This is a genomic window from Sphingomonas oligophenolica (assembly GCF_006438955.1).
Classification (GTDB): domain Bacteria; phylum Pseudomonadota; class Alphaproteobacteria; order Sphingomonadales; family Sphingomonadaceae; genus Sphingomonas; species Sphingomonas oligophenolica_A.
In genome coordinates this window covers 1-20,296 of record NZ_RCZK01000002.1, presented here as the reverse complement: position 1 = coordinate 20,296, position 20,296 = coordinate 1, and the positions used below count along the sequence as shown (strand labels likewise).

At 65.7% G+C, this 20,296-nt stretch carries 19 protein-coding genes and 1 pseudogene; 7 read left to right on the top strand and 13 right to left on the bottom strand.

Annotated elements, in window-relative coordinates; all coding sequences use genetic code 11:
- Positions 1 to 66 precede the first annotated feature (66 nt).
- The 6 genes from EAH84_RS02780 to pyrH are packed head-to-tail and all read right to left on the bottom strand — an operon-like array spanning position 67 to position 5,200.
- The gene (locus tag EAH84_RS02780; protein ID WP_170209834.1) at positions 67 to 1,200 is read right to left on the bottom strand and encodes a M50 family metallopeptidase; all 1,134 of its coding nucleotides are present in this window, start codon (positions 1,198 to 1,200) and stop codon (positions 67 to 69) included.
- Complete coding sequence (locus EAH84_RS02775; RefSeq protein ID WP_140867400.1) at positions 1,197 to 2,363, bottom strand: 1-deoxy-D-xylulose-5-phosphate reductoisomerase; 1,167 nt, start codon at positions 2,361 to 2,363, stop codon at positions 1,197 to 1,199. Before EAH84_RS02775 ends, EAH84_RS02780 begins: the two co-directional genes overlap by 4 nt.
- On the bottom strand, positions 2,360 to 3,121 hold the full coding sequence (locus EAH84_RS02770; protein WP_194150348.1) for a phosphatidate cytidylyltransferase: 762 nt from the start codon (positions 3,119 to 3,121) through the stop codon (positions 2,360 to 2,362). The genes EAH84_RS02775 and EAH84_RS02770 overlap by 4 nt, the downstream gene beginning before the upstream one ends.
- A 41-nt stretch (positions 3,122 to 3,162) precedes the next feature.
- Positions 3,163 to 3,912: an isoprenyl transferase gene (locus EAH84_RS02765; RefSeq protein ID WP_277753713.1), complete on the bottom strand. Its 750-nt coding sequence runs from the start codon at positions 3,910 to 3,912 to the stop codon at positions 3,163 to 3,165.
- On the bottom strand, positions 3,909 to 4,466 hold the full coding sequence (gene frr, locus EAH84_RS02760) for a ribosome recycling factor (RefSeq protein ID WP_140867394.1): 558 nt from the start codon (positions 4,464 to 4,466) through the stop codon (positions 3,909 to 3,911). The genes EAH84_RS02765 and frr overlap by 4 nt, the downstream gene beginning before the upstream one ends.
- Before the next feature lie 2 nt (positions 4,467 to 4,468).
- On the bottom strand, positions 4,469 to 5,200 hold the full coding sequence (gene pyrH / locus EAH84_RS02755) for a UMP kinase (RefSeq protein ID WP_140867391.1): 732 nt from the start codon (positions 5,198 to 5,200) through the stop codon (positions 4,469 to 4,471).
- Positions 5,201 to 5,453: 253 nt separating this feature from the next.
- On the opposite strand from pyrH, the pseudogene EAH84_RS02750 reads away from it, so the two are divergent.
- Positions 5,454 to 5,726, top strand: a pseudogene (locus EAH84_RS02750) (GIY-YIG nuclease family protein).
- Between the two features lie 143 nt (positions 5,727 to 5,869).
- Here the strand turns inward: EAH84_RS02750 and tsf are convergent.
- The 4 genes from tsf to EAH84_RS02725 form a co-directional block, all read right to left on the bottom strand.
- Positions 5,870 to 6,823, bottom strand: coding sequence for a translation elongation factor Ts (gene tsf, locus EAH84_RS02745; protein WP_140867389.1), 954 nt, complete (start codon positions 6,821 to 6,823; stop codon positions 5,870 to 5,872).
- 139 nt (positions 6,824 to 6,962) lie between these two features.
- Positions 6,963 to 7,916, bottom strand: coding sequence for a 30S ribosomal protein S2 (gene rpsB, locus EAH84_RS02740; RefSeq protein WP_140867386.1), 954 nt, complete (start codon positions 7,914 to 7,916; stop codon positions 6,963 to 6,965).
- A gap of 484 nt (positions 7,917 to 8,400) precedes the next feature.
- Positions 8,401 to 9,267 (bottom strand): CDP-diacylglycerol--serine O-phosphatidyltransferase, encoded by an 867-nt coding sequence (gene pssA, locus EAH84_RS02730; RefSeq protein WP_140867384.1) that lies wholly within the window; start codon positions 9,265 to 9,267, stop codon positions 8,401 to 8,403.
- Positions 9,264 to 9,998, bottom strand: coding sequence for a phosphatidylserine decarboxylase (locus EAH84_RS02725; protein ID WP_140867381.1), 735 nt, complete (start codon positions 9,996 to 9,998; stop codon positions 9,264 to 9,266). The genes pssA and EAH84_RS02725 overlap by 4 nt, the downstream gene beginning before the upstream one ends.
- A 147-nt stretch (positions 9,999 to 10,145) precedes the next feature.
- Here EAH84_RS02725 and EAH84_RS02720 point away from each other — a divergent pair, with 147 nt between their 5' ends.
- The gene (locus EAH84_RS02720) at positions 10,146 to 11,357 is read left to right on the top strand and encodes an NADP-dependent isocitrate dehydrogenase (RefSeq protein ID WP_140867378.1); all 1,212 of its coding nucleotides are present in this window, start codon (positions 10,146 to 10,148) and stop codon (positions 11,355 to 11,357) included.
- A 4-nt stretch (positions 11,358 to 11,361) separates the two neighbouring features.
- Here the strand turns inward: EAH84_RS02720 and EAH84_RS02715 are convergent, their stop codons facing one another.
- Positions 11,362 to 12,585 carry an FAD-dependent oxidoreductase gene (locus tag EAH84_RS02715; RefSeq protein WP_140867375.1) on the bottom strand — a complete coding sequence of 408 codons (1,224 nt, stop codon included), beginning with the start codon at positions 12,583 to 12,585 and terminating at the stop codon, positions 11,362 to 11,364.
- Between the two features lie 40 nt (positions 12,586 to 12,625).
- On the opposite strand from EAH84_RS02715, the gene EAH84_RS02710 reads away from it, so the two are divergent.
- The gene (locus EAH84_RS02710; RefSeq protein WP_140867372.1) at positions 12,626 to 14,425 is read left to right on the top strand and encodes a cation:proton antiporter; all 1,800 of its coding nucleotides are present in this window, start codon (positions 12,626 to 12,628) and stop codon (positions 14,423 to 14,425) included.
- A 175-nt stretch (positions 14,426 to 14,600) separates the two neighbouring features.
- Complete coding sequence (gene trmFO / locus EAH84_RS02705) at positions 14,601 to 15,977, top strand: methylenetetrahydrofolate--tRNA-(uracil(54)-C(5))-methyltransferase (FADH(2)-oxidizing) TrmFO (RefSeq protein WP_140867370.1); 1,377 nt, start codon at positions 14,601 to 14,603, stop codon at positions 15,975 to 15,977.
- Here the strand turns inward: trmFO and EAH84_RS02700 are convergent.
- Both EAH84_RS02700 and EAH84_RS02695 read right to left on the bottom strand, forming a co-directional pair.
- On the bottom strand, positions 15,913 to 16,380 hold the full coding sequence (locus tag EAH84_RS02700) for an EF-hand domain-containing protein (protein WP_140867367.1): 468 nt from the start codon (positions 16,378 to 16,380) through the stop codon (positions 15,913 to 15,915). The two genes, trmFO and EAH84_RS02700, sit on opposite strands and share 65 nt — an antisense overlap.
- A 53-nt stretch (positions 16,381 to 16,433) precedes the next feature.
- Positions 16,434 to 17,090 carry a squalene/phytoene synthase family protein gene (locus tag EAH84_RS02695; protein ID WP_140867364.1) on the bottom strand — a complete coding sequence of 219 codons (657 nt, stop codon included), beginning with the start codon at positions 17,088 to 17,090 and terminating at the stop codon, positions 16,434 to 16,436.
- Positions 17,091 to 17,267: 177 nt separating this feature from the next.
- On the opposite strand from EAH84_RS02695, the gene EAH84_RS02690 reads away from it, so the two are divergent.
- The 3 genes from EAH84_RS02690 to EAH84_RS02680 form a co-directional block, all read left to right on the top strand.
- Entirely contained in the window at positions 17,268 to 19,247 is a 1,980-nt protein-coding gene (locus EAH84_RS02690; protein ID WP_161978313.1) for a TadE/TadG family type IV pilus assembly protein, read from the top strand.
- Positions 19,247 to 19,858: a TadE/TadG family type IV pilus assembly protein gene (locus tag EAH84_RS02685; protein ID WP_241656426.1), complete on the top strand. Its 612-nt coding sequence runs from the start codon at positions 19,247 to 19,249 to the stop codon at positions 19,856 to 19,858. The genes EAH84_RS02690 and EAH84_RS02685 overlap by 1 nt, the downstream gene beginning before the upstream one ends.
- Positions 19,855 to 20,296, top strand: a 442-nt coding sequence (locus EAH84_RS02680) for a TadE/TadG family type IV pilus assembly protein (protein ID WP_140867356.1), incomplete at its 3' end; no start/stop codon positions are given. The genes EAH84_RS02685 and EAH84_RS02680, both read left to right, overlap by 4 nt.

Sequence of the window (20,296 nt, the reverse complement as noted above, 5' to 3'; positions counted from 1 at the left end):
AGGAAACTCAGCAGGCCAACGGGCAGGCCTGCGGGAACTCAATTGAGGCGCCCTGCCTGATCCACGTCAGCCAATCAACCCGGCGAGCCGTTGCCACAAGCCCACTGCGCCCAAATCGTTGAAAGTCACGACGAGCATCAGCGCGAGCACCGCTGCAAGGCCGCCGCGAAACGCCCACTCCTGGACACGCGGCTCGAGCGGGCGCCGCCGCACCGCCTCGATCGCATAGAAAAACAGATGGCCACCATCGAGCATCGGTACTGGCAGCAGGTTGATGAACCCCAGATTGATCGACAGCATCGCGACCAGCCAGACGAATGCCGCCCAGCCGAGCGAGAGCTGTTCGCCCGAAATCTTAGCGATCCGGATCGGGCCGCCCAGTTCCTCGATCGAGCGGCGGCCCGAGATTACCTGGCCGAGCGTATCGAACGTGCCGCGGATAATCCCGCCGGTCATCCGCACCCCCGCGATCGGCGCTTCGAGCAGTCCGACCGGGGCGAGCACCGGGGAACCGCTGGCGATGCCGATCCGACCGATTCGGTATTCGTTGCCGAACCGGTCGCGCTGGCGTTCGACCCCGATCGTGAGCGGGCGGACGAAACGGTGTCCACCGCGGTTGATCGTCACCGCGACCTGTTCGGCAGGACGGATCTGCGCAAAGCGCGCGAGCTCGGAAAAACTGTCGATCGAACGGCCGTCGATCGACAGGATGCGGTCCCCCTGGCGCAACCCGGCGGCGGCGCCCGGGCCACCCGCGATGACGCTGTCGACGATCGCGGGGGTGCGATCGACGCCATAGCCATAGGCGAATCCGGCAAGGATCAGCACCGCGAGCGCCAGATTCACGACGGGTCCCGCCGCGACCACGATCGCGCGCTGCCACAGCGGCTTGGCCTGGAACGTCCGCGCGCGGTCGGCCGCGGGCAGTGCGAGCCAGGCTGCATCGGGTTCGCCCACCGCGTTCATGTCGCCCGCGAATTTGACGTAGCCGCCGAGCGGCAGCCAGGCGATTTTCCACCGGGTGCCGCGCCGGTCGGTCCATCCGGTGATCTCGCGGCCGAAGCCGATCGAAAACACGTCCGACTTGATCCCGAACAGCCGCCCCGCGAAATAATGACCCAGTTCGTGGATGAACACGAGCGGGCCGATCGCACCTAGAAACGCGATGACGGTCAAAAACAGGCCGGGAGACTGGATCAATTCACGCTATCCTTCACACGCCCCTCAACCCCGTCGTTCGCGAATCGCCGCGCCTCTTGGTCGATCGCCAGCACGTCATCGAGGCTGGCGGGCGCGGGCGGATCGAAGCGCGATAGCGTATCGGCGACGATTGCGGCAATTTCGAGGAAGCCGATCCGTCGCGCCAGAAACGCGGCGACCGCGATTTCGTTGGCGGCGTTGAGGATCGCGGGCCGCGCACCGCCCTCCTCCAGCGCATCGCGCGCGAGTTGGAGCGCGGGAAAGCGAACCGGGTCCGCGGCCTCGAAATCGAGCCGCCCCAGCGCTACGAGGTCGAGCGGCGCCATCGGGGTCGCCATGCGATCGGGCCAGGCGAGCGTGTGCGCGATCGGCACGCGCATGTCGCTGGGGCCGAGCTGAGCGAGGATCGATCCGTCGACATAATCGACCATCGAATGGATCACCGATTGGCGATGGACGACGATCTCGATCCGGTCGTGGGGGATCGGGAACAGCCGCGCGGCCTCGATCAGTTCGAGCCCCTTGTTCATCATCGTCGCCGAATCGACGCTGATCTTCGCGCCCATCGACCAGTTGGGGTGCGCGACCGCCTGTTCGGGGGTGACGCCGCGCATCGCCTCGGTCGACCAGTCGCGGAACGGGCCACCGCTCGCGGTGATCACGATCCGGCGCACCCGGTCGGCGCGGGCGCGATCGAAACATTGGTAGATCGCATTGTGTTCGCTGTCGGCGGGCAGCAGCGTCGCGCCACTTTGCGCGGCGGCGGCGAGGACGAGGTCGCCCGCCGAGACCAGCGGCTCCTTGTTGGCGATGACGACGACACCCCCTGCCCTGACCGCCGCCATCACCGGGCCGAGCCCCGCGCAGCCGACGATCGCGCCCATCGTCCAGTCCGCCCCCGCCGCGGCGTCGCACACCGCCTGCGGTCCGCCTTCACACACGGTTTCAGTGCCCGCGAGTGCCTCGCGCAAGGCGGGCAGGCAGGATTCGTCGGCGACGACCGCGATTGCCGCGCGGGTGCGTCTGGCGGCGTCGGCCAGCCCCGCGACATCGCCATTGGCGGTGAGCGCGCGGACGCGAAACCGGTCGGGCTCGCGCTCGATGAGGTCGAGCGTCGAGGTGCCGACCGACCCGGTCGCACCGAGGATCGTGACGGTCTTCATCGGTAGAAGTGGGGCAACACCACCAACAGCGCTGCGAGCGGCGCGACCGGCACGAGGCCATCGAGCCGATCCATCACCCCGCCGTGGCCGGGCAGGATGTTACCGCTGTCCTTCACGCCGGCGCGACGCTTCAGCCAGCTTTCGTAGAGATCGCCCCCCTGCGCTACGACCGCGAGCAGCGGTGTCGCGAGGGTCATCCGCAGCGGCAGACCATAGGCCCGGTGCATGAACGCGGCAAACAGGCTGGCGAGAATCACCCCGCCGATCAGCCCCGCCCAGGTCTTGTTCGGGCTGATCCGCGGCGCAAGCTTGGGGCCACCGATCGCGCGACCCGCGAAATACGCGCCGATGTCGCACATCCACACCAGCGCGAGCGCCCACAGCGCGAACACGACGCCTTCATGCTGACGGCGGATGATCACAAGTGCGAGCACGGGGAGTCCGCAATACAGGATGCCGAGTCCGAGTTCGCGGCGGTGGGTGATGATGACGATGAAGAACGCCGCGCCGACCAGCAGCCCGAGCGAGAAGAAGTCATGGACTTGGAGGACCAGCGACGCGGGTGCCATTACCGCGAGCGGGACCGACAGCGAAAACTGCGCGATCCGCTTGGTCCGCGCGGGCACCCCGTGGAGGTTGCACCATTCGGCCATCATGAACAGCGAGCCCACGACCGCGAGCAGCCAGAAGGCGATGCCCCCGAGCACGATCGCGATCAACGCGACCGCGATCATCGCGAGCCCGGCGAGGGTCCGCATAACGAGGTCCGAGCGGGGGTTGGCGGGCGCCGCGTGGTCGCTCACAAGCCGCCGTAACGCCGCTGGCGCTGTCCGAACGCCGCGACCGCATCGGCGAGCGCCGCAGCGTCGAAATCGGGCCACAGCGTGTCGACGAACAGCAATTCGGCATAGGCCGCCTGCCACAGCAGGAAATTCGACAGCCGGTGTTCGCCCGAGGTGCGGATGACCAGATCGAGCGGGGGTAGGTCGGCGGTATCGAGTTCGGCCTCGATCGCGGCGGCATCGATCGCCGCGGGATCGAGATCGCCAGCGGCGGCGCGCGTTGCCAGTCGTTGCGCGGCGGCGACGAGTTCGGCGTGCGCACCGTAATTGAGCGCGATGACCAGGATCGCGCCGGTGTTCGCCGCGGTCCGCGCGATCGCGTCATCGACCAGCCTGACGATGTCAGCCGAAAAGCGCCGGTAATCGCCGATCACGCGCAGCCGGACATTCTCGCGTACGAGCTCGTCGAGGTCGCTGCGGATGAACAACCGGAGCAACCCCATCAGGTCGCTGACCTCCTCCTCGGGGCGCCGCCAGTTTTCGCTCGAAAAGGCGTACAGCGTCAGCGCCTCTATCCCCATCGCGCGCGCGGCGCGGGTCACCTTGCGGACCGCATCGACCCCCGCCTTGTGCCCCGCAACGCGCGGCAGGTGCCGCCGCTTCGCCCACCGCCCGTTGCCGTCCATGATGATCGCAACGTGGCGGGGCGCCGGTCCCTCGCCGGAACCGGACGCGATCACCGCAGCCGAGGCGGCGGACGGGCTCACTGGCTGAGGATTTCCTTTTCCTTCGCCGCCGCGGCGGCGTCGATGTCCGCGATCGTGCTATCGGTCAGCTTCTGGACCTCGGTCTCGTGGCGCTTGCGCTCGTCCTCGCCGAACACGCCCTTCTTCTCGTCGACCTTTAGATTGTCCATGCCGTCACGCCGCACGTTGCGCGCGGCGATCCGCGCGGCTTCGGCATATTTGCCCGCGAGCTTGGCGAGTTCCTTGCGGCGCTCCTCGGTCAGGTCGGGGATCGGCAGCCGCAGCGTGTTGCCGTCGTTGATCGGGTTGAGCCCCAGCCCCGCCGACCGGATCGCCTTTTCGACCGGGCCGATGTTCGATTTGTCCCACACCTGGACCGACAGCATCCGCGATTCCGGGGCCGAGACGGTCGCGACCTGGTTCAGCGGCATGTGCGCGCCATAGACCTCGACCGTTACCGGATCGAGCAGCGCGGTCGACGCGCGCCCGGTGCGCAGCCCCGAAAGATCGCCCTTCAGCGCCTCGACCGCCCCCGCCATCCGGCGTTCGAGATCGGCCTTGTCGTAGGCTGGCATCATTACTCTCCTGGATTCTGATTCTGGACGATCGTCGATATCCCGCGACCCGCCAGCACATCGGCGAAATTGCCGTGTTCGCGGATGTTGAAGACGACGATCGGGATGTCGTTGTCGCGGCACAGCGCGATCGCGCTGGCATCCATGACCTTGAGGTTCTTGGCGAGCACCTCGTCATACGTCACGCTGTCATAACGTTTGGCGGTGGCGACCTTCTTGGGGTCGGCATCGTAGACGCCGTCGACGCTGGTGCCCTTGAACAGCGCGTCGCACTTCATCTCGGCGGCGCGCAGCGCGGCGCCGCTGTCGGTGGTAAAATAGGGGCTGCCGACCCCGGCGGCGAAGATCACGACGCGGCCTTTTTCTAAATGACGTTCGGCACGGCGGCGAATGAAGGGTTCGCACACCGCCGCCATCGGAATCGCCGACTGGACGCGGGTATCGACCCCGATCTGTTCGAGCGCGTTCTGCACCGCAAGCGCGTTCATGACGGTGGCGAGCATTCCCATGTAATCCGCGGTCGCGCGCTCGAAGCCCTTGGTGGCGGCGGCGAGCCCGCGGAAGATGTTGCCACCCCCGACGACGATGCACAGTTCATACCCCTGCGCCTTCACATCGGCGATCTCCTGCGCGACGCGCGCGGTGACGGCGGGATCGATCGCGAGGCCACCTTCCCCCATCAGGACTTCACCCGATAATTTCAGCAGGATACGTTTGAACCGGGGGGGCGTCATGCAATCTCGTGTCAGCGGCAGGGGGCGGCGCAGACCTTAGGCGGGGGTGGTGGAGGGGGCAAGGGTTGTGGGCGGAGTGTTGCCCGTCATCGCCAGTGCGCGCTGCGAGTGGACTGATCGGTTAGGGATTGCGACGCAACAGTAAAGCGGGACCCCGGCTCGAGGCCGGGGTGACGGATGGTGTTGGATCCACGAAAAACGCATGGTCACCCCGGGCTTGACCCGGGGACCCGCTTCTTATTTGAACCGAGGCATGGATCTGGCAACCCAAGGTGGGTGGGTTTACGTCATGGCCGACAGGTATCGCGGCGCGATGTATGTCGGGGTTACGGCCTATCTTCCCGCCCGCATTCATCAGCACAGTAGCGGCGAAGGGATCGATTTCTGCGCGCGTTACGACCTGACGCGTCTGGTGTGGGCGGAGCGTGGCGACGATATCGGCGCGTGAATCGAGCATGAGAAGTGCGTGAAGCGCTGGCGGCGCGCATGGAAGTTCGCGCTGATCGAACGGGGCAATCCCGAGTGACGCGATCTGTTCGATCGGATCGTTTGAACGAAGGGGGATAGCGTCACCCCGGCTCAAGGCCGGGGTGACGAGGGCAAGATCAACAAAAAAGGAGCCCCGACATCGCCGGAGCCCCTTCCCTTCTCATCCAGTGAACCGCCCGATTAGCTGGTTGGCTCAGGCTGCTTGTTCTGCGGCACGCCGCTCGCCGCGGCGACTTCCGCCGCGAAGTCGCCGACCTCCTTCTCGATGCCTTCGCCAAGCTGGAAGCGGACGTAGTCGACCAGCTTGATCTCGGCGCCCGCCTCCTTGCCGGCCTTGGCGACGACGTCGCTGATCTTGGTCTTGCCGTCCATCACGAACAGCTGGCTGACCAGCGCGTGCTCCTTGCGGAACTTGGCGATGCCGCCTTCGACCATCTTGGCGATGATGTCGGCGGGCTTGCCGCTGTCGGCTGCCTTTTCGGTCGCGATCGCGCGCTCGCGCTCGATCTCGGCGTCGTCGAGGTCGGCTTCGTTGAGCGCCTTGGGGAAGGCGGCGGCGATGTGCATCGCGAGGTTCTTACCGAGCGCCTGGAGCACGTCGTCGGCAGCCTCGCTCTCGAGCGCGACGAGCACGCCGATCTTGCCGAGCCCAGGGGCGGCGGCGTTGTGGATATAGGGGACCACCGCGCCCTTCGACACTTCGAGGCGGCGCACGCGCCGCAGCGACTGGTTCTCGCCGATCGTCGCGATGTTGTTGGTCAGCGTTTCCTCGGCGGTCTTGCCGTTGGGCAGCGTCGCGGCCTTGATCGCGTCGACATCCGCCGCGCCGTCGAGCGCGACCTGGGTCACCTCGCGGACGAACTGCTGGAACTGGTCGTTCTTGGCGACGAAATCGGTCTCGGAATTGACCTCGACCGCGGCGCCCTTGGTGCCCGAGACGGCGACGCCGACCAGACCTTCCGCGGCGGTGCGGCTCGACTTCTTGGCGGCGGCGGCGAGACCCTTGGTGCGTAGCCAATCCATCGCGGCGTCCATGTCGCCGCCGTTTTCGTTCAGCGCCTTCTTGCAATCCATCATGCCCGCGCCGCTCTTCTCGCGCAGGTCCTTGACCATCGCTGCCGTGATATCGGCCATGTCTAATTCCTCATTCTTTACATGCAAAAAATCCGTTCGTCCTGAGCGTGTCGAAGGACATCCTCGAAAGGACGGGCTTCGACAGGCTCAGCCCGAACGGAAGAAGGGTCGGCCCATTGATAGGCCGACTCTGTGGCAGTTATGCGTCGAGCTGGCGTTCGGCCTCGGCGGCTTCGGTGGCGACTTCGGCCGGAGTCTCGACCGGCGCTTCGGTCGCAGGAGCGGCTTCGGGCGCTGCCGGGGTTTCCGCGGCCGGCGCTGCCGGGGTTTCCGCGGCGGGTGCTGCGGGAGCTTCCGCGACCGGAGCCTGAGCTGCGGGCGTTTCGGCAACGATCGGATCGGTGCTCAGCGCAGCTTCGGACGGCGGTGATTCCATCGACCCGATGTCACGGCCCGAGCGTGCCTGCTGCTCCTGCCCGCCACGCGTCGCAGCGATCGCGATCGCCTCGCAATACAGGCGGATGGCGCGGCTGGCGTCGTCGTTGGCCGGAACCGGGAACGCGATACCGTCGGGCGAGACGTTCGAATCGAGGATCGCGACGACCGGAATGCCGAGCGTATTGGCTTCCTTGATCGCCAGTTCTTCCTTGTTCGCATCGATCACGAACATCACGTCGGGAACGCCGCCCATGTCGCGGATACCGCCGAGCGACAGTTCGAGCTTTTCCTTCTTGCGCGTGAGCTGCAGGACTTCCTTCTTGGTCAGGCCGACGGTGTCGCCCGACAGCTGCTCTTCGAGCGACTTGAGCTGGCTGATCGACTTCGAAATCGTCTTCCAGTTGGTGAGCATCCCACCCAGCCAGCGATGGTTGACAAAATGCTGGCCCGACCGCCGCGCCGCATCGGCGACCGCGTCCTGCGCCTGGCGCTTGGTCCCGACGAACAGGACCTTGCCGCCAGCCGCGACCGACGAGCTGACGAAATCGAGCGCACGCGCGAACAGCGGCACGGTCTGCGACAGATCGATGATATGGACGCCGTTGCGATCGCCGAAGATGTAGGGTTTCATCTTCGGGTTCCAGCGGTGGGTCTGGTGGCCGAAGTGCGCGCCAGTCTCGATGAGCTGCTGCATGGTGACGACGGGTGCCGCCATAGGATAATTCCTTCCGGTTGAGCCTCTGGGAAGCGGATGACGCGAACTCCGAAGAGCCGCGCACCGGGCTATGATGCCTCCCATGCGGGTTTTGAAGCGCGTCCTTTAGCCATGCCAATTTATTTGCGCAAGGGCTTGACGGCTAGAACACAAACAGAACATAGAGTGCTCATAGCGGGACTGACTAGCGGAACATTACGAAAAAGCCGCAATCGGCGCGGATTTTCGGGAAGGTTCGGGAACCACTTGAGAAACCGAGGGTTTTCGAAGTTATCCACAGGCGGTTCGATCACGTCGGGAGACTGGGACATGGTAGCGGTGATGAACATCTTGATTTTCAGCGGGGCGCTGACAGCCGCGATCGGCGTGATGTCGACGACATTGGTGCCACAATGGCGCCGCGTCCTCAGCCTGGCGGCGGGGAATATCGAGGAACAGTTCGCACCGCTGGGTCAATTGGCCATCGCCGAGCGACGGATCGCGGTCAGGCGCTGGGCGTCGGAATCGGTTCCGGTCCCGCTAGCGCGGCTTCGCGCTGCCGCCTGACCCGCATGCGCACCTTGGCGTAGCTGATCATGCTGATCGGCATCAGCGCCAGATAGACCAGGCACACCGCCGACAGGGTCGGCCATGGCGCGGAGACGAGCGCCGCGCCGAGCAGCACGACCCCCGCGATCGCCTCGAACCGCACATTGCGGCGCAGGCGGAGCGAACTCCACGAGAAGGTCGCGACGCTCGATACCATCAGCAATGCGATGAACGCGACCCATGGCGCCACCAGATAGGGCGAGGTGAAGATCATCGCGTCGGTCGAAAACCACAGGAACATCGGCAGCATCGCAAGACCCGCCGCGGCGGGCGCGGGAACCCCGGTGAGGAACCCGGCAGATTTATGCGGCTGTTCGGTCGTATCGATCCGCGCGTTGAACCGCGCGAGGCGTAGCGCGCAGAACACCGCGAGCATCAGCGAACAGATCCACCCGATCCGCGGCAGCGCGGCGAGGCTCCAGAGATAGAGGATCAGCGCGGGCGCGACCCCGAACGAAATCGCGTCGCTGAGCGAATCAAGTTCGGCACCGAAGCGGCTTTCACCGTGCAGCATCCGCGCGACGCGGCCGTCGAGCCCGTCGAGCACGCCCGCGACCAGGATCATCGCCACCGCGCTTTGCCACTCTCCCGCGATCGCGAAGCGGACTCCGCTCAGCCCCGAACATAGCGCCAGCGCGGTGACCGCGTTGGGCGCCACTGCGCGCAGCGGCAGGCCCGCGCGCAACCGGCGGAGGCCAGGTCGTCGCCGCCGCAAGCCATCGTCATCCTCGGCCAGGTCGAAGTCGAGATCGGGATCGATCATTGCGAGATGCCACCGATCGCGGTGCCGCCGACGCGCCCGATGACGGTCTCGCCCGCGATGCTGCGCTGGCCCAACGTCACCTGTGGCGCGCAATCGTCGGGCAGGAAGACGTCGACCCGGCTGCCGAAGCGGATCAACCCGATGCGCTGCCCGGTCGCGACCATGTCGCCGGGCTTGACGAAGCCGACGATCCGCCGCGCAACCAGCCCCGCGATCTGGGTGAAGCCGATCCGCCGGCCGTCGCGGCCTTCGACGACGATATGCTGGCGTTCGTTCTCGTCGCTCGCCTTGTCGAGATCGGCGTTGAGGAACTTGCCCGAGATATAGACGACCTGGCGGATCGTCCCCGCGATCGGGGTCCGGTTGATGTGGACGTCGAACACCGACATGAAGATCGACACGCGCACCAGCGGTGCGGCGCCGAGTTCCTCGACGAGTTCGCGGGGTACCGCGACGCGCTGGATCATCGTGACCAGCCCGTCGGCGGGCGCGACGATCAGGTCGTCGCCGACCGGGGTCGTGCGGATCGGATCGCGAAAGAAGGTCGCGACCCAGATCGTGACGCCGACCAACGGCCAGAACAACACGGTCGACACGATCGTCGCGAGCAGCGTGAGGCCGATCGCGATCCCGACATATTTATATCCCTCCGGATGAACCGCGGGGAACCGCCATTTGACGGTGGTGGTGACCGGGACGCCGGCGGTGGGCGGCTTTTCGAGTGAAGGCATCGCGACGGTCTAACCGTGCTGTTACCGCGATACAATGTCCGACATGGGGTCCGACGTCGGGTCCGGCGTCGCGCGACGCCCGGTTGATCCGCCCGCGGCTCTTCCCTAGACGCGTCGCCAAACACCCCTCCCCCCAAGGATGCAAATATGGCGAAGATCAAGGTGAAGACCCCCGTCGTGGAGATCGACGGAGACGAGATGACGCGGATCATCTGGGAATGGATCCGCGAGCGCCTGATCAAGCCCTATCTCGATATCGAGCTGGCCTATTACGATCTCAGCATCGAGCATCGCGACGAGACCGACGACAAGGTCACCGTCGAGGCCGCGCGCGCGACACAGAAATATGGCGTCGCGGTGAAATGCGCGACGATCACCCCCGATGAGCAGCGCGTCGAGGAATTCGGGCTAAAGAAGATGTGGAAGAGCCCCAACGGCACGATCCGCAACATTCTGGGTGGGGTGGTGTTTCGCGAACCGATCGTGATCAAGAACGTGCCGCGGCTGGTGCCCGGCTGGACCCACCCGATCGTCGTCGGGCGCCACGCGTTCGGCGACCAGTATAAGGCGACCGACTTCCTGGTCCCCGGCCCCGGCAAGCTGCGCCTCGTCTTCGAAGGCGACGACGGCACCCGGATCGACGAAGAAGTGTTCCAGTTCCCCTCCGCGGGCGTCGCGATGGGGATGTACAATCTCGACGATTCGATCCGCGATTTCGCGCGCGCCTCGATGCACTACGGCCTCAACCTGAAATGGCCGGTGTATCTCAGCACCAAGAACACGATCCTGAAAGCCTATGACGGGCGCTTCAAGGACCTGTTCGCCGAGGTGTTCGAGGCCGAATTCAAGGACGATTTCAAGGCGGCTGGTATCGTCTACGAACACCGCCTGATCGACGACATGGTCGCCTCGGCACTGAAGTGGCACGGCGAGTTCGTGTGGGCGTGCAAGAACTACGATGGCGACGTCCAGTCGGATACCGTCGCGCAGGGCTTCGGCAGCCTCGGGCTGATGACCTCGGTTCTGCTGACGCCCGATGGCAACACCGTCGAGGCCGAAGCGGCGCATGGCACCGTGACCCGCCACTATCGCCAGCACCAGCAGGGCAAAGCGACGAGCACCAACCCGATAGCGTCGATCTTCGCATGGACCGGCGGCCTGAAATATCGCGGCAAGTTCGATGACACGCCTGATGTCGCCAAGTTCGCCGAAACGCTCGAGCGGGTCTGCGTCAAGACCGTCGAGGACGGCCACATGACCAAGGATCTCGCGATCCTGATCGGCCCCGACCAGCCGTGGATGACGACCGAACAGTTCTTCGAACAGGTTCGCGTCAATCTCGAAACCGCGATGGCCTGATCGGCTACCGCTCGCCCGGCGCCGACGCGGCGGGCGAGCGGATATGTTCGCGGCGGACGCCGAGCCCGAGGATGCGGGCCGGAATTCGCCGCAGCGCGGGAATGCGCTTCAACGCCCGGAGCGCGAGCGGTGCGCTGGTGACGCGGCCCGCCAGCGCGGGGCCTAGCACCGCGCGATGCGCCAATCGCTGCAACCCTTGGATCGTCCGCACCGCCAGCACCCGCCGCGCCTGGACCCGCGCGAGCAACGGGTCCGGGTCGTTGCCATTGGCCATCGGCCCGGCGAGTATGTTAGCGGCGGCCACCGCGTCCTGCACCGCGAGGTTGATCCCGACTCCGCCCACCGGCGACATCGCATGCGCGGCGTCGCCGATCGCGAGCAGGCCAGGACGGTGCCATCGCGTCAGCCGATCGAGCGAGACGCTGAGCAGCTTGACGTCGTCGAACCCGCCGAGGTCGGCGATCCCCGCGGACAGGACGGGCGCGATCTGCGCCACCCGATCGCGAAATACCGCGATGCCGCGCTGGCGGACCGCGTCCGCACTCCCCTTGGCGATGACCCGCGCGCACTGGAAATAATCACCGCGATCGATCGTCACGACCATCTCGCCATCGCCGATGAATCCCTGGGTCTGATTGTCGGAGGTGCGCGATTTCGGCACGCGAAACCAGAACACGTCGATCGGCGCATCGAGATCGACCCGCGGCAACCCCGCCTCATCGCGCAGCGACGAGCCCCGCCCATCAGCCAGAATCACCAGTCGCGCGCCGATGTCGCCGCCCGCTACGGTGTGGACCCCAACGACGCGGTCGCCCGCGAACCGCAGCGCAACCGCCTCGGTTTCCATCCGAAGGTCGAAGCCGACAAACCCCCTGCCCTTGCGCGCCAGAAAATCGAGCAAATGCCATTGCGGCATCATCGCGATGAAGGTGCCGCGCCCGGGCAGATGCGAGAAATCGGCGATCGGCCAGCTTTCTCCGCCGATCACCGCGCCGATCTCGCGGACCTCGTCGTGCGGCAGCGCGAGGAAATCGTCGAGCAAGTCCAGTTCGTCGAAGAGGTCGAGTGTCGAAGGATGGACCGTGTCGCCGCGGAAATCGCGGAGGAAATCGCGATGTTTCTCGACGATGACCGCATCCAGCCCTGCCCGCGCGAACAGATACCCGGCCATCATCCCGGCCGGGCCGCCCCCGACAATCAATACATCTGCGATCGAATCGACGTCCATCGCCGATGACAAAGACGCGCAAAGCCGGTTAGGTGCAAGCATGGCCATGGGTATCGACAACGAAGGGTTCAGCGACGCGCTGGTGATCCTGGGGGCCGCAGGGTTCGTGATTCCGGCGTTCGCACGGTTCCGGATCAGCCCGGTCATCGGCTTCATTCTCGTCGGGCTGCTGGTCGGTCCCGCGGGGCTCGGCGCGCTCGTCGGCCAGGCGCCCTGGCTTTATTACGTCACGATATCCGATCCCCACGCGATCGAGCCGTTCGCCGAATTCGGCATTATCCTGCTGCTGTTCTCGATCGGGCTCGAACTGTCGTTCAAGCGGCTGTGGACGATGCGTGGGCAGGTGTTCGGGATCGGCGCGTTCGAACTGTTGGGTTCGGCGGCGTTGATCGGGATCGCGCTCCACTTTATCGGCCAGGAATGGTCGGGCGCGGCGGGGCTTGGCCTCGCGCTGGCGCTGTCGTCGACCGCGCTGGTGTTGCCGTTGGTCGGGACGACGAGCGCGGTCGGGCGCGGCGCGTTCGCGATGCTGTTGTTCGAGGATCTGGCGCTTGTCCCGATCATCTTCGCGCTTGGGGCGATGGCGCCGACCGCTAGCGACGCGGGTTGGCAGGGGATTGCGGGGGTGGCGATGCGCGGGCTCGCGACCGTCGTCGTCATGTATCTGGGCGGGCGGATCGTCCTGCCCCGCCTCTTCGCGCAGGCGGCGCGGACCAAGAGTCCGGAGCTGTTCCTCGCGGCATCGCTGCTCGTCGTGATCGTCGCGAGCGTCGCGACGACCGCGGCGGGGCTGTCGCCGATCGTCGGCGCGCTGCTCGCCGGGCTGCTGATCGCGGAGACCGATTATCACAGCGAGGTCGAGGTGATGACCGCGCCGTTCAAGGGGCTCGCGCTCGGCGTGTTCCTGATCACGGTGGGGATGAGCCTCGACCTCCGGTTGATCGTCGCCAACTGGCCCGCGCTGCTGCTCGCGGTGTCGGGCGTGGTCGCGGCGAAGGCGATCGTCACCTTCCTGCTGCTGCGCGTCGCGCAGACCCGGCGTGGCACCGCCGCCGAGATCGGGTTGCTGATGGGCAGTCCGTCCGAAACCACGCTCATCGTGCTCGCGACCGCGGCGCAGGCGCAGCTGATCCTGCCCTCGACCGCCGCCTTCTGGCAGACGGTGACCGCGATCGGGCTAACGATCACGCCGCTGCTCGCGCAGGCGGGGCGATTGGTGTCGCGGCGGATCGAAACCCGCAGCGGCGCCGACGAGGACGGGTTCGAGGCCGACGAAGCGCGCACCGTCGTGATCGGCTTCGGGCGGGTCGGACGAATGGTCGCGGATATGCTGACGGTCCATGCCCAGCCCTATATCGCGGTGGAGGCGGACATCGACGCGGTCGAGGACGCCAAGGCGGCGGGCTATCCGGTCATGTTTGGCGACATCGCGCGCGGTGATCTCGTCGAACGGCTCGACCTGATGGCGGCGCGCGCGCTGATCCTGACGATGGACGATCCGGTGCTGACGGTGCGCATCACCCGCCGGGTCCGCGCGCTGGCCCCCGACCTGACGATTGTCGCGCGCGCGCGCGATACCCACCACGCGGCCGAACTCTACAAGGCTGGGGCGACCGACGCAGTGCCCGAAACGCTGGAAAGCTCGCTGCAATTGTCGGAGGCGGTGCTGGTCGACCTCGGCATCGCGATGGGTCCGGTGATCGCGTCGATCCACGAGAAGCGCGACGAACTGCGCCAAAGTATCCGCCGGGACGCGGCGATGGAGCGCGAGCCACGCATCCGGCGGCTGCGGCGCACCGGCGAGGCATCAGCGACTCGCACCGACCCCGCTCAGATATAACGGTCGGCGACCTGCATCGATCATCCGCTCGATCCCCCCTTGTCAGCGCGGCGAGGAAATCGGCCATCGTCGTGCCCTCGTATCCGATGGCGTACATCGTCATCGGCACCAGATGAGCGGTGGGGCTACGCCCGCAAGGTTGTCAGGCGCGCGAGCGACCCGCTAAGCGCGGGGCATGACCCACGACATCCACATCATCGGCGGCGGACTCGCCGGTTCCGAAGCCGCCTGGCAGCTCGCGGAGGCGGGGCACAAGGTGCGCCTCTCCGAAATGCGCGGGAGCGGTGAAGGCACCGCGGCGCACAAGACCGACGGGCTGGCGGAACTGGTGTGTTCGAACAGCTTCCGCTCGGACGATGCCGAGAGCAACGCGGTGGGGCTGCTTCATCAGGAGATGCGGACGCTGGGATCGCTGATCATGCGCGAAGCGGATCGCACGCGGGTGCCCGCGGGATCGGCACTGGCGATGGATCGCGATCTGTTCTCCGAGGGCGTGACCGCGGCGATCGAGGGGCATCGCAACATCACGCTGATGCGCGAGCGGGTCGATGCGCTTCCCGAAGGCCCCACGATCATCGCGACCGGGCCGCTGACGGGGGCGCTGCTCGCCGAGGCGATCGGCGAGGCGACGGGAAAGGAAGCGCTCGCGTTCTTCGATGCGCTCGCCCCGATCGTGCATCGCGACAGCATCGACATGGAAACCGCGTGGTTCGCCAGCCGCTGGGACAAGCCCAGTCTTGGGGGCGGCACCAAGGATTACATCAACTGCCCGATGACGAAGGATGAGTATCTCGCGTTTCACCAGGGGCTGGTCGACGGCGAGAAGACCGAGTTCAAGGAATGGGAGAAGGACACGCCCTATTTCGATGGCTGCATGCCAATCGAAGTGATGGCGGAGCGCGGGGTCGATACGCTGCGCTATGGCCCGATGAAGCCGGTGGGACTCGACAATCCCAAGACCGGGCGCTGGCCGCACGCGGTGGTGCAGTTGCGCCAGGACAATGCGCAGGGCACGTTGTGGAACATCGTCGGGTTCCAGACCAAGCTGAAACATGCCGAACAGGTAAAGCTGTTCCGCACCATCCCGGGATTGCAGGATGCGGAATTCGCGCGGCTGGGTGGCTTGCATCGCAACACCTTCATCCGCTCGCCAGAACTACTCGACGCGACGCTGCGGCTGAAGACGCGCCCGAATATCCGGTTCGCGGGCCAGATCACGGGATGCGAGGGGTATCTGGAGAGCGCGTCGATCGGGATGCTGGCGGGCAGGTTCGCGGCGGCGGAGCTGGCGGGCGAGGCGCTACCCCCCCTCCCCCTCACCACCGCGCTCGGCGCACTGCTGGGGCATATCACCGGCGGCGCGGAGGCCGCGACCTATCAACCGATGAACGTCAATTTCGGGCTGTTCCCCCCGGTCGCGGGGAAGAAGAAGGCGGATCGCAAGCGCGCCTACACCGATCGCGCGCGCACGGCGCTGGCCGAATGGCTCAGCTCGCTTCCTCACGCGGCGGCGCGGGCGGACATTTCGCGCGAGCTGGCGCCTTCCGCTTGACTGCGGTGGTCGCGAATTCGGCCGCGGTCATTGCGCCCGATTTGTCGGCATCCGCACCTGTGAACTTGGTCGTCGCCTTGATCGCCCATTCGTCGAACGACAGCCGACCGTCATGGTCGGTATCGAGCTTGGCGAAGGCCTTCCGGCGCTGCATCAGATATTCGTCGCGCATCACCTTGCCGTCTCGATCCTTGTCGTAACGATCGAACCGCTTTTGTTCGCGGGTGCGGTCGGTCGCTGCAGGGGCGATGTCGGCCAGCGGGTCGGCGGCAAGTTCGCCCGATTGTGAAGCCATCGGCTGGCTCGGCAGCAGCGGCGCCGGACTCGGATGATTGCCGAACACCAATGTTCCCGCGCCGACCATCGCCAATGCCGCCGCGCCGCCCGCAAGATATCGCCACATGATTGCGCCTCCCGTTGCCGATGAAGCCTAGCATCGGCGGCGCGGTACGCAAGTTAACGCCTGCCGATCAGCCTGAACCTGATGAATGCAGTCGCGGTCGGCCAGCGTCGGGCTAGGTCTCTACTCGTCACGAGATCACGCGCCGCCAGCATCGCCAGGATTCCGAGCGGGCGCTCGGCGCGCGGCCAAAAACCGGCGAACGTCTCATCAAACGCGGCATCCGCGCACCGCCGCGCGAGATCGACCACGCTGGCGTCGGACCCATGGCGGCAAAGCGCCGCGAGCGCCCAGCCCCTACCCGCTGCCGTCATCCGCGCAGTCGGATCGGTGCCGAGCATGCGCGCCGCTGCGCCGAACAGCACCGCTCCCCGCTGCGTCGCGTAATCCGTCAGCGTCGCCTGATCGGGCAATTGTCCCATCAACACTGCTTCCCACCCCTCGGTCATCGCGGCCAGTTCGGCCCCAGTGACGCCATGCGGCAGTACCAGCCGCGCAAGATCGCGCAGCACTGGCTCTGCGGGCGCAGGCGAGGTGTCGAGGCGAACGAGCGCCTCCCGCCACCACGCGAGCCGGAGCTGGCCGATCAACGGTTCGCTGGTCGAGGCGACGATATCCGCAAGCCGCGCGTCCAACGCGAACAGGGCCATGAGCGCGGGGTGCGCACGTCGCGGGGCCAGCGCGATCGCCAGGTCGACGGGGGAATCGGTCATCCTCGCGGTCTAACCGGTGATGGCGGTGCGGCAAGCGCCTCGCCCGCGTAAGCTTTTGTTCACCACGCTCCTTGAGGCCTTCTTTGCGATGCGGCGTGTAAGCGACGACGACGAAGGTGGGTGGAACGCGCGATGAGCAGGTCCGACAAGATGAATCTGGCGTCAATTGGCTCCTTCATGGGCACACTGCGTCGAGACGTGCGCGCGAACACGCTCGCGATCATGGCGGCAATGCTGTTTCCGCTCGCAGGTCTGGTCGGCGGCGGGATCGACGTCGCGCGGATGTACATCACCAAGACCCGGCTCCAGCACGCTTGCGACGCCGGCGTGCTTGCCGGGCGCAAGGCGATGGGTGGCGGCACTTGGGGTCAAAACAACAACTACCCCAACGCGTCCGCGGTCCAGTTCTTCGACGCCAATTACAAACAGGGATCGTACGATTCGAGCAATCGCGTCCGGACCTTCACCGAAAATGCGGGCAAGGTGACGGGCTATGCCTCGGTCCAGCTGCCGATGACGCTGATGAAGATTTTCGCGGTCGCACCCAAAACCCTGGCGGTTACCTGCGCCACCGAAATGCGGCTGCCGAATACCGACATCATGTTCGTGCTCGATACTACCGGATCGATGGGCGACACCCCCTCGGGCGATTCGCAGAGCAAGATGGCGAGCCTGAAGGTCGCGGTGAAATGCTTCTACGAAATCGTCGCGCGGCTCGATACCGATGCGAACTGCACCACCGGCACGCCGGGGGGCGGCACCGGGTCCGAGGTTCAGATCCGGTTCGGGTTCGTACCGTATTCGACCAACGTCAACGTCGGTCGGCTGCTCAAGCCTGAATGGGTCGCCAATCAATGGCCTTATCAGTCGCGCGCGCCGCAGTTCACCAACCAGACGACGACGACCACCGGCACTCCCACGGTTACCGGTACATCCGCCACGAACGTGGTTGCCGGTCCTTGGTCGAACCAGTCGTTCGTGACCAACCTTAGTCAGAGCCAGTGCAATTCACAGCCGACTCAACCGGACTCTGCTTTTGCGTCAACAGGTGGGGAGAGCGGACAGCAGAATTTCAACCCTGGGAGCGGTAATCCTCGCACGGCGACTTGGTTTACGACCCAGGACGGCGGCCACGACGAATATCGGGCATCGTATAATTCGACCAATGGACGGTGCCGATTTCAAACACGTCACGTAACAGAGACACTCCGTCGTGATTACGCCCAGACAGTGAGTACCACGACGCAGCAAACCTTCAACCAATGGCACTATGGCCAGATTGCTACCGACATATCCGGCCTCAAGAATGGCGCCTCATGGAATAACAGCGTCGATCTACCGCTGAACGCCAATGGTGCCACGAAGACCGTCGGTTGGGACGGGTGCATCGAAGAACGTCAGACGGTCCGGGCGTCGACCTATTGGCCGATCCCGAGCGGTGCCAAGGATCTGGACATCGACACCACGCCGACCGCAGGGGACCCCAGCAGTTTGTGGGGCCCTGCGCTCCCCGGCGTCATCTACACGCGCAACGGCTACTATGGATGGACGCAGGCCGAATCTTACACAACCAACGACTACCCCAATCAGTCCCAGTATTTTTGCCCGGTTCCCGCGACCAAGATGCAGGCGTGGCCCAATGCCGGGACATTCGACACCTACGTCGACACGTTGACGCCCAACGGCAACACCTATCACGACATCGGGCTGTTGTGGGGTGCGCGGCTGATGTCGCCGACCGGGCTGTTTTCAACCGAGAACGCCTTCACCCCGCAAGGCGGCGAAATCCAGCGTAACTTGATCTTCATGACCGACGGCGATCCCTGCACCGGAGTGGGGAACTACCAGGCCTATGGCGTGGCGTGGTTCGACCGTCGCCAGACCGATCCGAACACCGCGCCGACCGACGGGTGCACGACGACCGGCACGCTGACCCAGCAAGTCAACGCGCGCACCGACGCCATCTGTGCGGCGATCAAGAACAAGAACATCACGCTATGGGTCATCACCTTCGGCTATGTCGCGCCATCGACGGTCACGCGGATGACGAACTGCGCCTCGCCCGACCGCTATTTCAGCGCCTCGAACGCCGCGACGCTGCAGCAGACCTTCGCGTCGATCGCCAACCAGATTTCGCAGCTCAGGATCGTCCAGTGATGATGCTGCGCATTCCCAGGATCGCGCGCGACACGCGCGGTGCAACGATCATCGAATTCGCGATCGTCGCACCGGTGATGGCGTTCTTCATGCTGGGCGCGTTCGACACCGCGCACACGCTCTACATGCGCGGGGTGCTCCAGGGTATCGTCCAGAAGACCGCGCGGGATTCGGGGTTGGAGGCGAGCACCGATGTCGCCGCGCAGGCCGCGATCGATACCAAGGTCACCAAGCAGGTGAAGGCGTTGGCGGGCAATGCGACGATCGTGTTCAGCCGCCGCTTCTACCGCACCTTTTCCGATGCCGCGACGGCCCGCGCCGAGGTATGGACCCAGGACACCAATGGCAACGGCGTGTGCGATGCGGGCGAGCCGTTCACCGACACCAATAACAACGGCATCCGCGACCTCGACGGCGGCGACGGTGGTCAGGGTGGCGCGGCCGACCGCACGCTGTACTCAGTCACCGTCTCCTATCCGCGGATGTTCCCGCTCTACAATGTAATTGGCGTGTCGCGGACGACGACGATCAAGGCCGCAACGATCCTGGAGAACCAGCCCTATACCGACCAGGGCAGCTACGCCCCACCGACGATCGGCAATTGCCCATGACCCTCGTCCGAACCCACCGCCCCGCCGCGTCGATCGCGGCGCTCGCCGCGCGACTGGCGCGCGACACCGGCGGGCTGGCGCTGCTCGAATTCGCGTTCACGCTGCCCATCCTCCTGATGATGAGCCTGACCGGTGCCGAACTCACCAACTACATCACGACGCGGATGCGGGTCAGCCAGATGGCGCTGCAGCTCGCCGACAACGCGGCACGCATGGGCAAGGGCACGCAGATCACCGCCAAGTCGATCAGCGAACTCGACATCAACGACTTGCTGACCGGCGCGCAATTGCAGTCGGGCGAGCTCGACCTGAAAGGGCGTGGGCGCGTGATTATCTCCGATCTGGAGCCGGTCGCGAATCCCAACACGACCAACAAATACAAGATCGTCTGGCAGCGCTGCTACGGCAGCAAGACCGCCCACGCCTCCACTTATGGCA

Excerpts from the sequence above, each read along its gene's own strand:
- EAH84_RS02775 (WP_140867400.1), bottom strand. The coding sequence starts at position 2,363 with ATGAAGACCGTCACGATCCTCGGTGCGACCGGGTCGGTCGGCACCTCG.
- EAH84_RS02770 (WP_194150348.1), bottom strand. The coding sequence starts at position 3,121 with ATGCGGACCCTCGCCGGGCTCGCGATGATCGCGGTCGCGTTGATCGCG.
- frr (WP_140867394.1), bottom strand. The coding sequence starts at position 4,466 with ATGCCAGCCTACGACAAGGCCGATCTCGAACGCCGGATGGCGGGGGCG.
- pyrH (WP_140867391.1), bottom strand. The coding sequence starts at position 5,200 with ATGACGCCCCCCCGGTTCAAACGTATCCTGCTGAAATTATCGGGTGAA.
- tsf (WP_140867389.1), bottom strand. The coding sequence starts at position 6,823 with ATGGCCGATATCACGGCAGCGATGGTCAAGGACCTGCGCGAGAAGAGC.
- rpsB (WP_140867386.1), bottom strand. The coding sequence starts at position 7,916 with ATGGCGGCACCCGTCGTCACCATGCAGCAGCTCATCGAGACTGGCGCG.
- pssA (WP_140867384.1), bottom strand. The coding sequence starts at position 9,267 with ATGATCGATCCCGATCTCGACTTCGACCTGGCCGAGGATGACGATGGC.
- EAH84_RS02725 (WP_140867381.1), bottom strand. The coding sequence starts at position 9,998 with ATGCCTTCACTCGAAAAGCCGCCCACCGCCGGCGTCCCGGTCACCACC.
- EAH84_RS02720 (WP_140867378.1), top strand. The coding sequence starts at position 10,146 with ATGGCGAAGATCAAGGTGAAGACCCCCGTCGTGGAGATCGACGGAGAC.
- EAH84_RS02715 (WP_140867375.1), bottom strand. The coding sequence starts at position 12,585 with ATGGACGTCGATTCGATCGCAGATGTATTGATTGTCGGGGGCGGCCCG.
- EAH84_RS02710 (WP_140867372.1), top strand. The coding sequence starts at position 12,626 with ATGGCCATGGGTATCGACAACGAAGGGTTCAGCGACGCGCTGGTGATC.
- trmFO (WP_140867370.1), top strand. The coding sequence starts at position 14,601 with ATGACCCACGACATCCACATCATCGGCGGCGGACTCGCCGGTTCCGAA.
- EAH84_RS02700 (WP_140867367.1), bottom strand. The coding sequence starts at position 16,380 with ATGTGGCGATATCTTGCGGGCGGCGCGGCGGCATTGGCGATGGTCGGC.
- EAH84_RS02695 (WP_140867364.1), bottom strand. The coding sequence starts at position 17,090 with ATGACCGATTCCCCCGTCGACCTGGCGATCGCGCTGGCCCCGCGACGT.
- EAH84_RS02690 (WP_161978313.1), top strand. The coding sequence starts at position 17,268 with ATGGGCACACTGCGTCGAGACGTGCGCGCGAACACGCTCGCGATCATG.
- EAH84_RS02685 (WP_241656426.1), top strand. The coding sequence starts at position 19,247 with ATGATGCTGCGCATTCCCAGGATCGCGCGCGACACGCGCGGTGCAACG.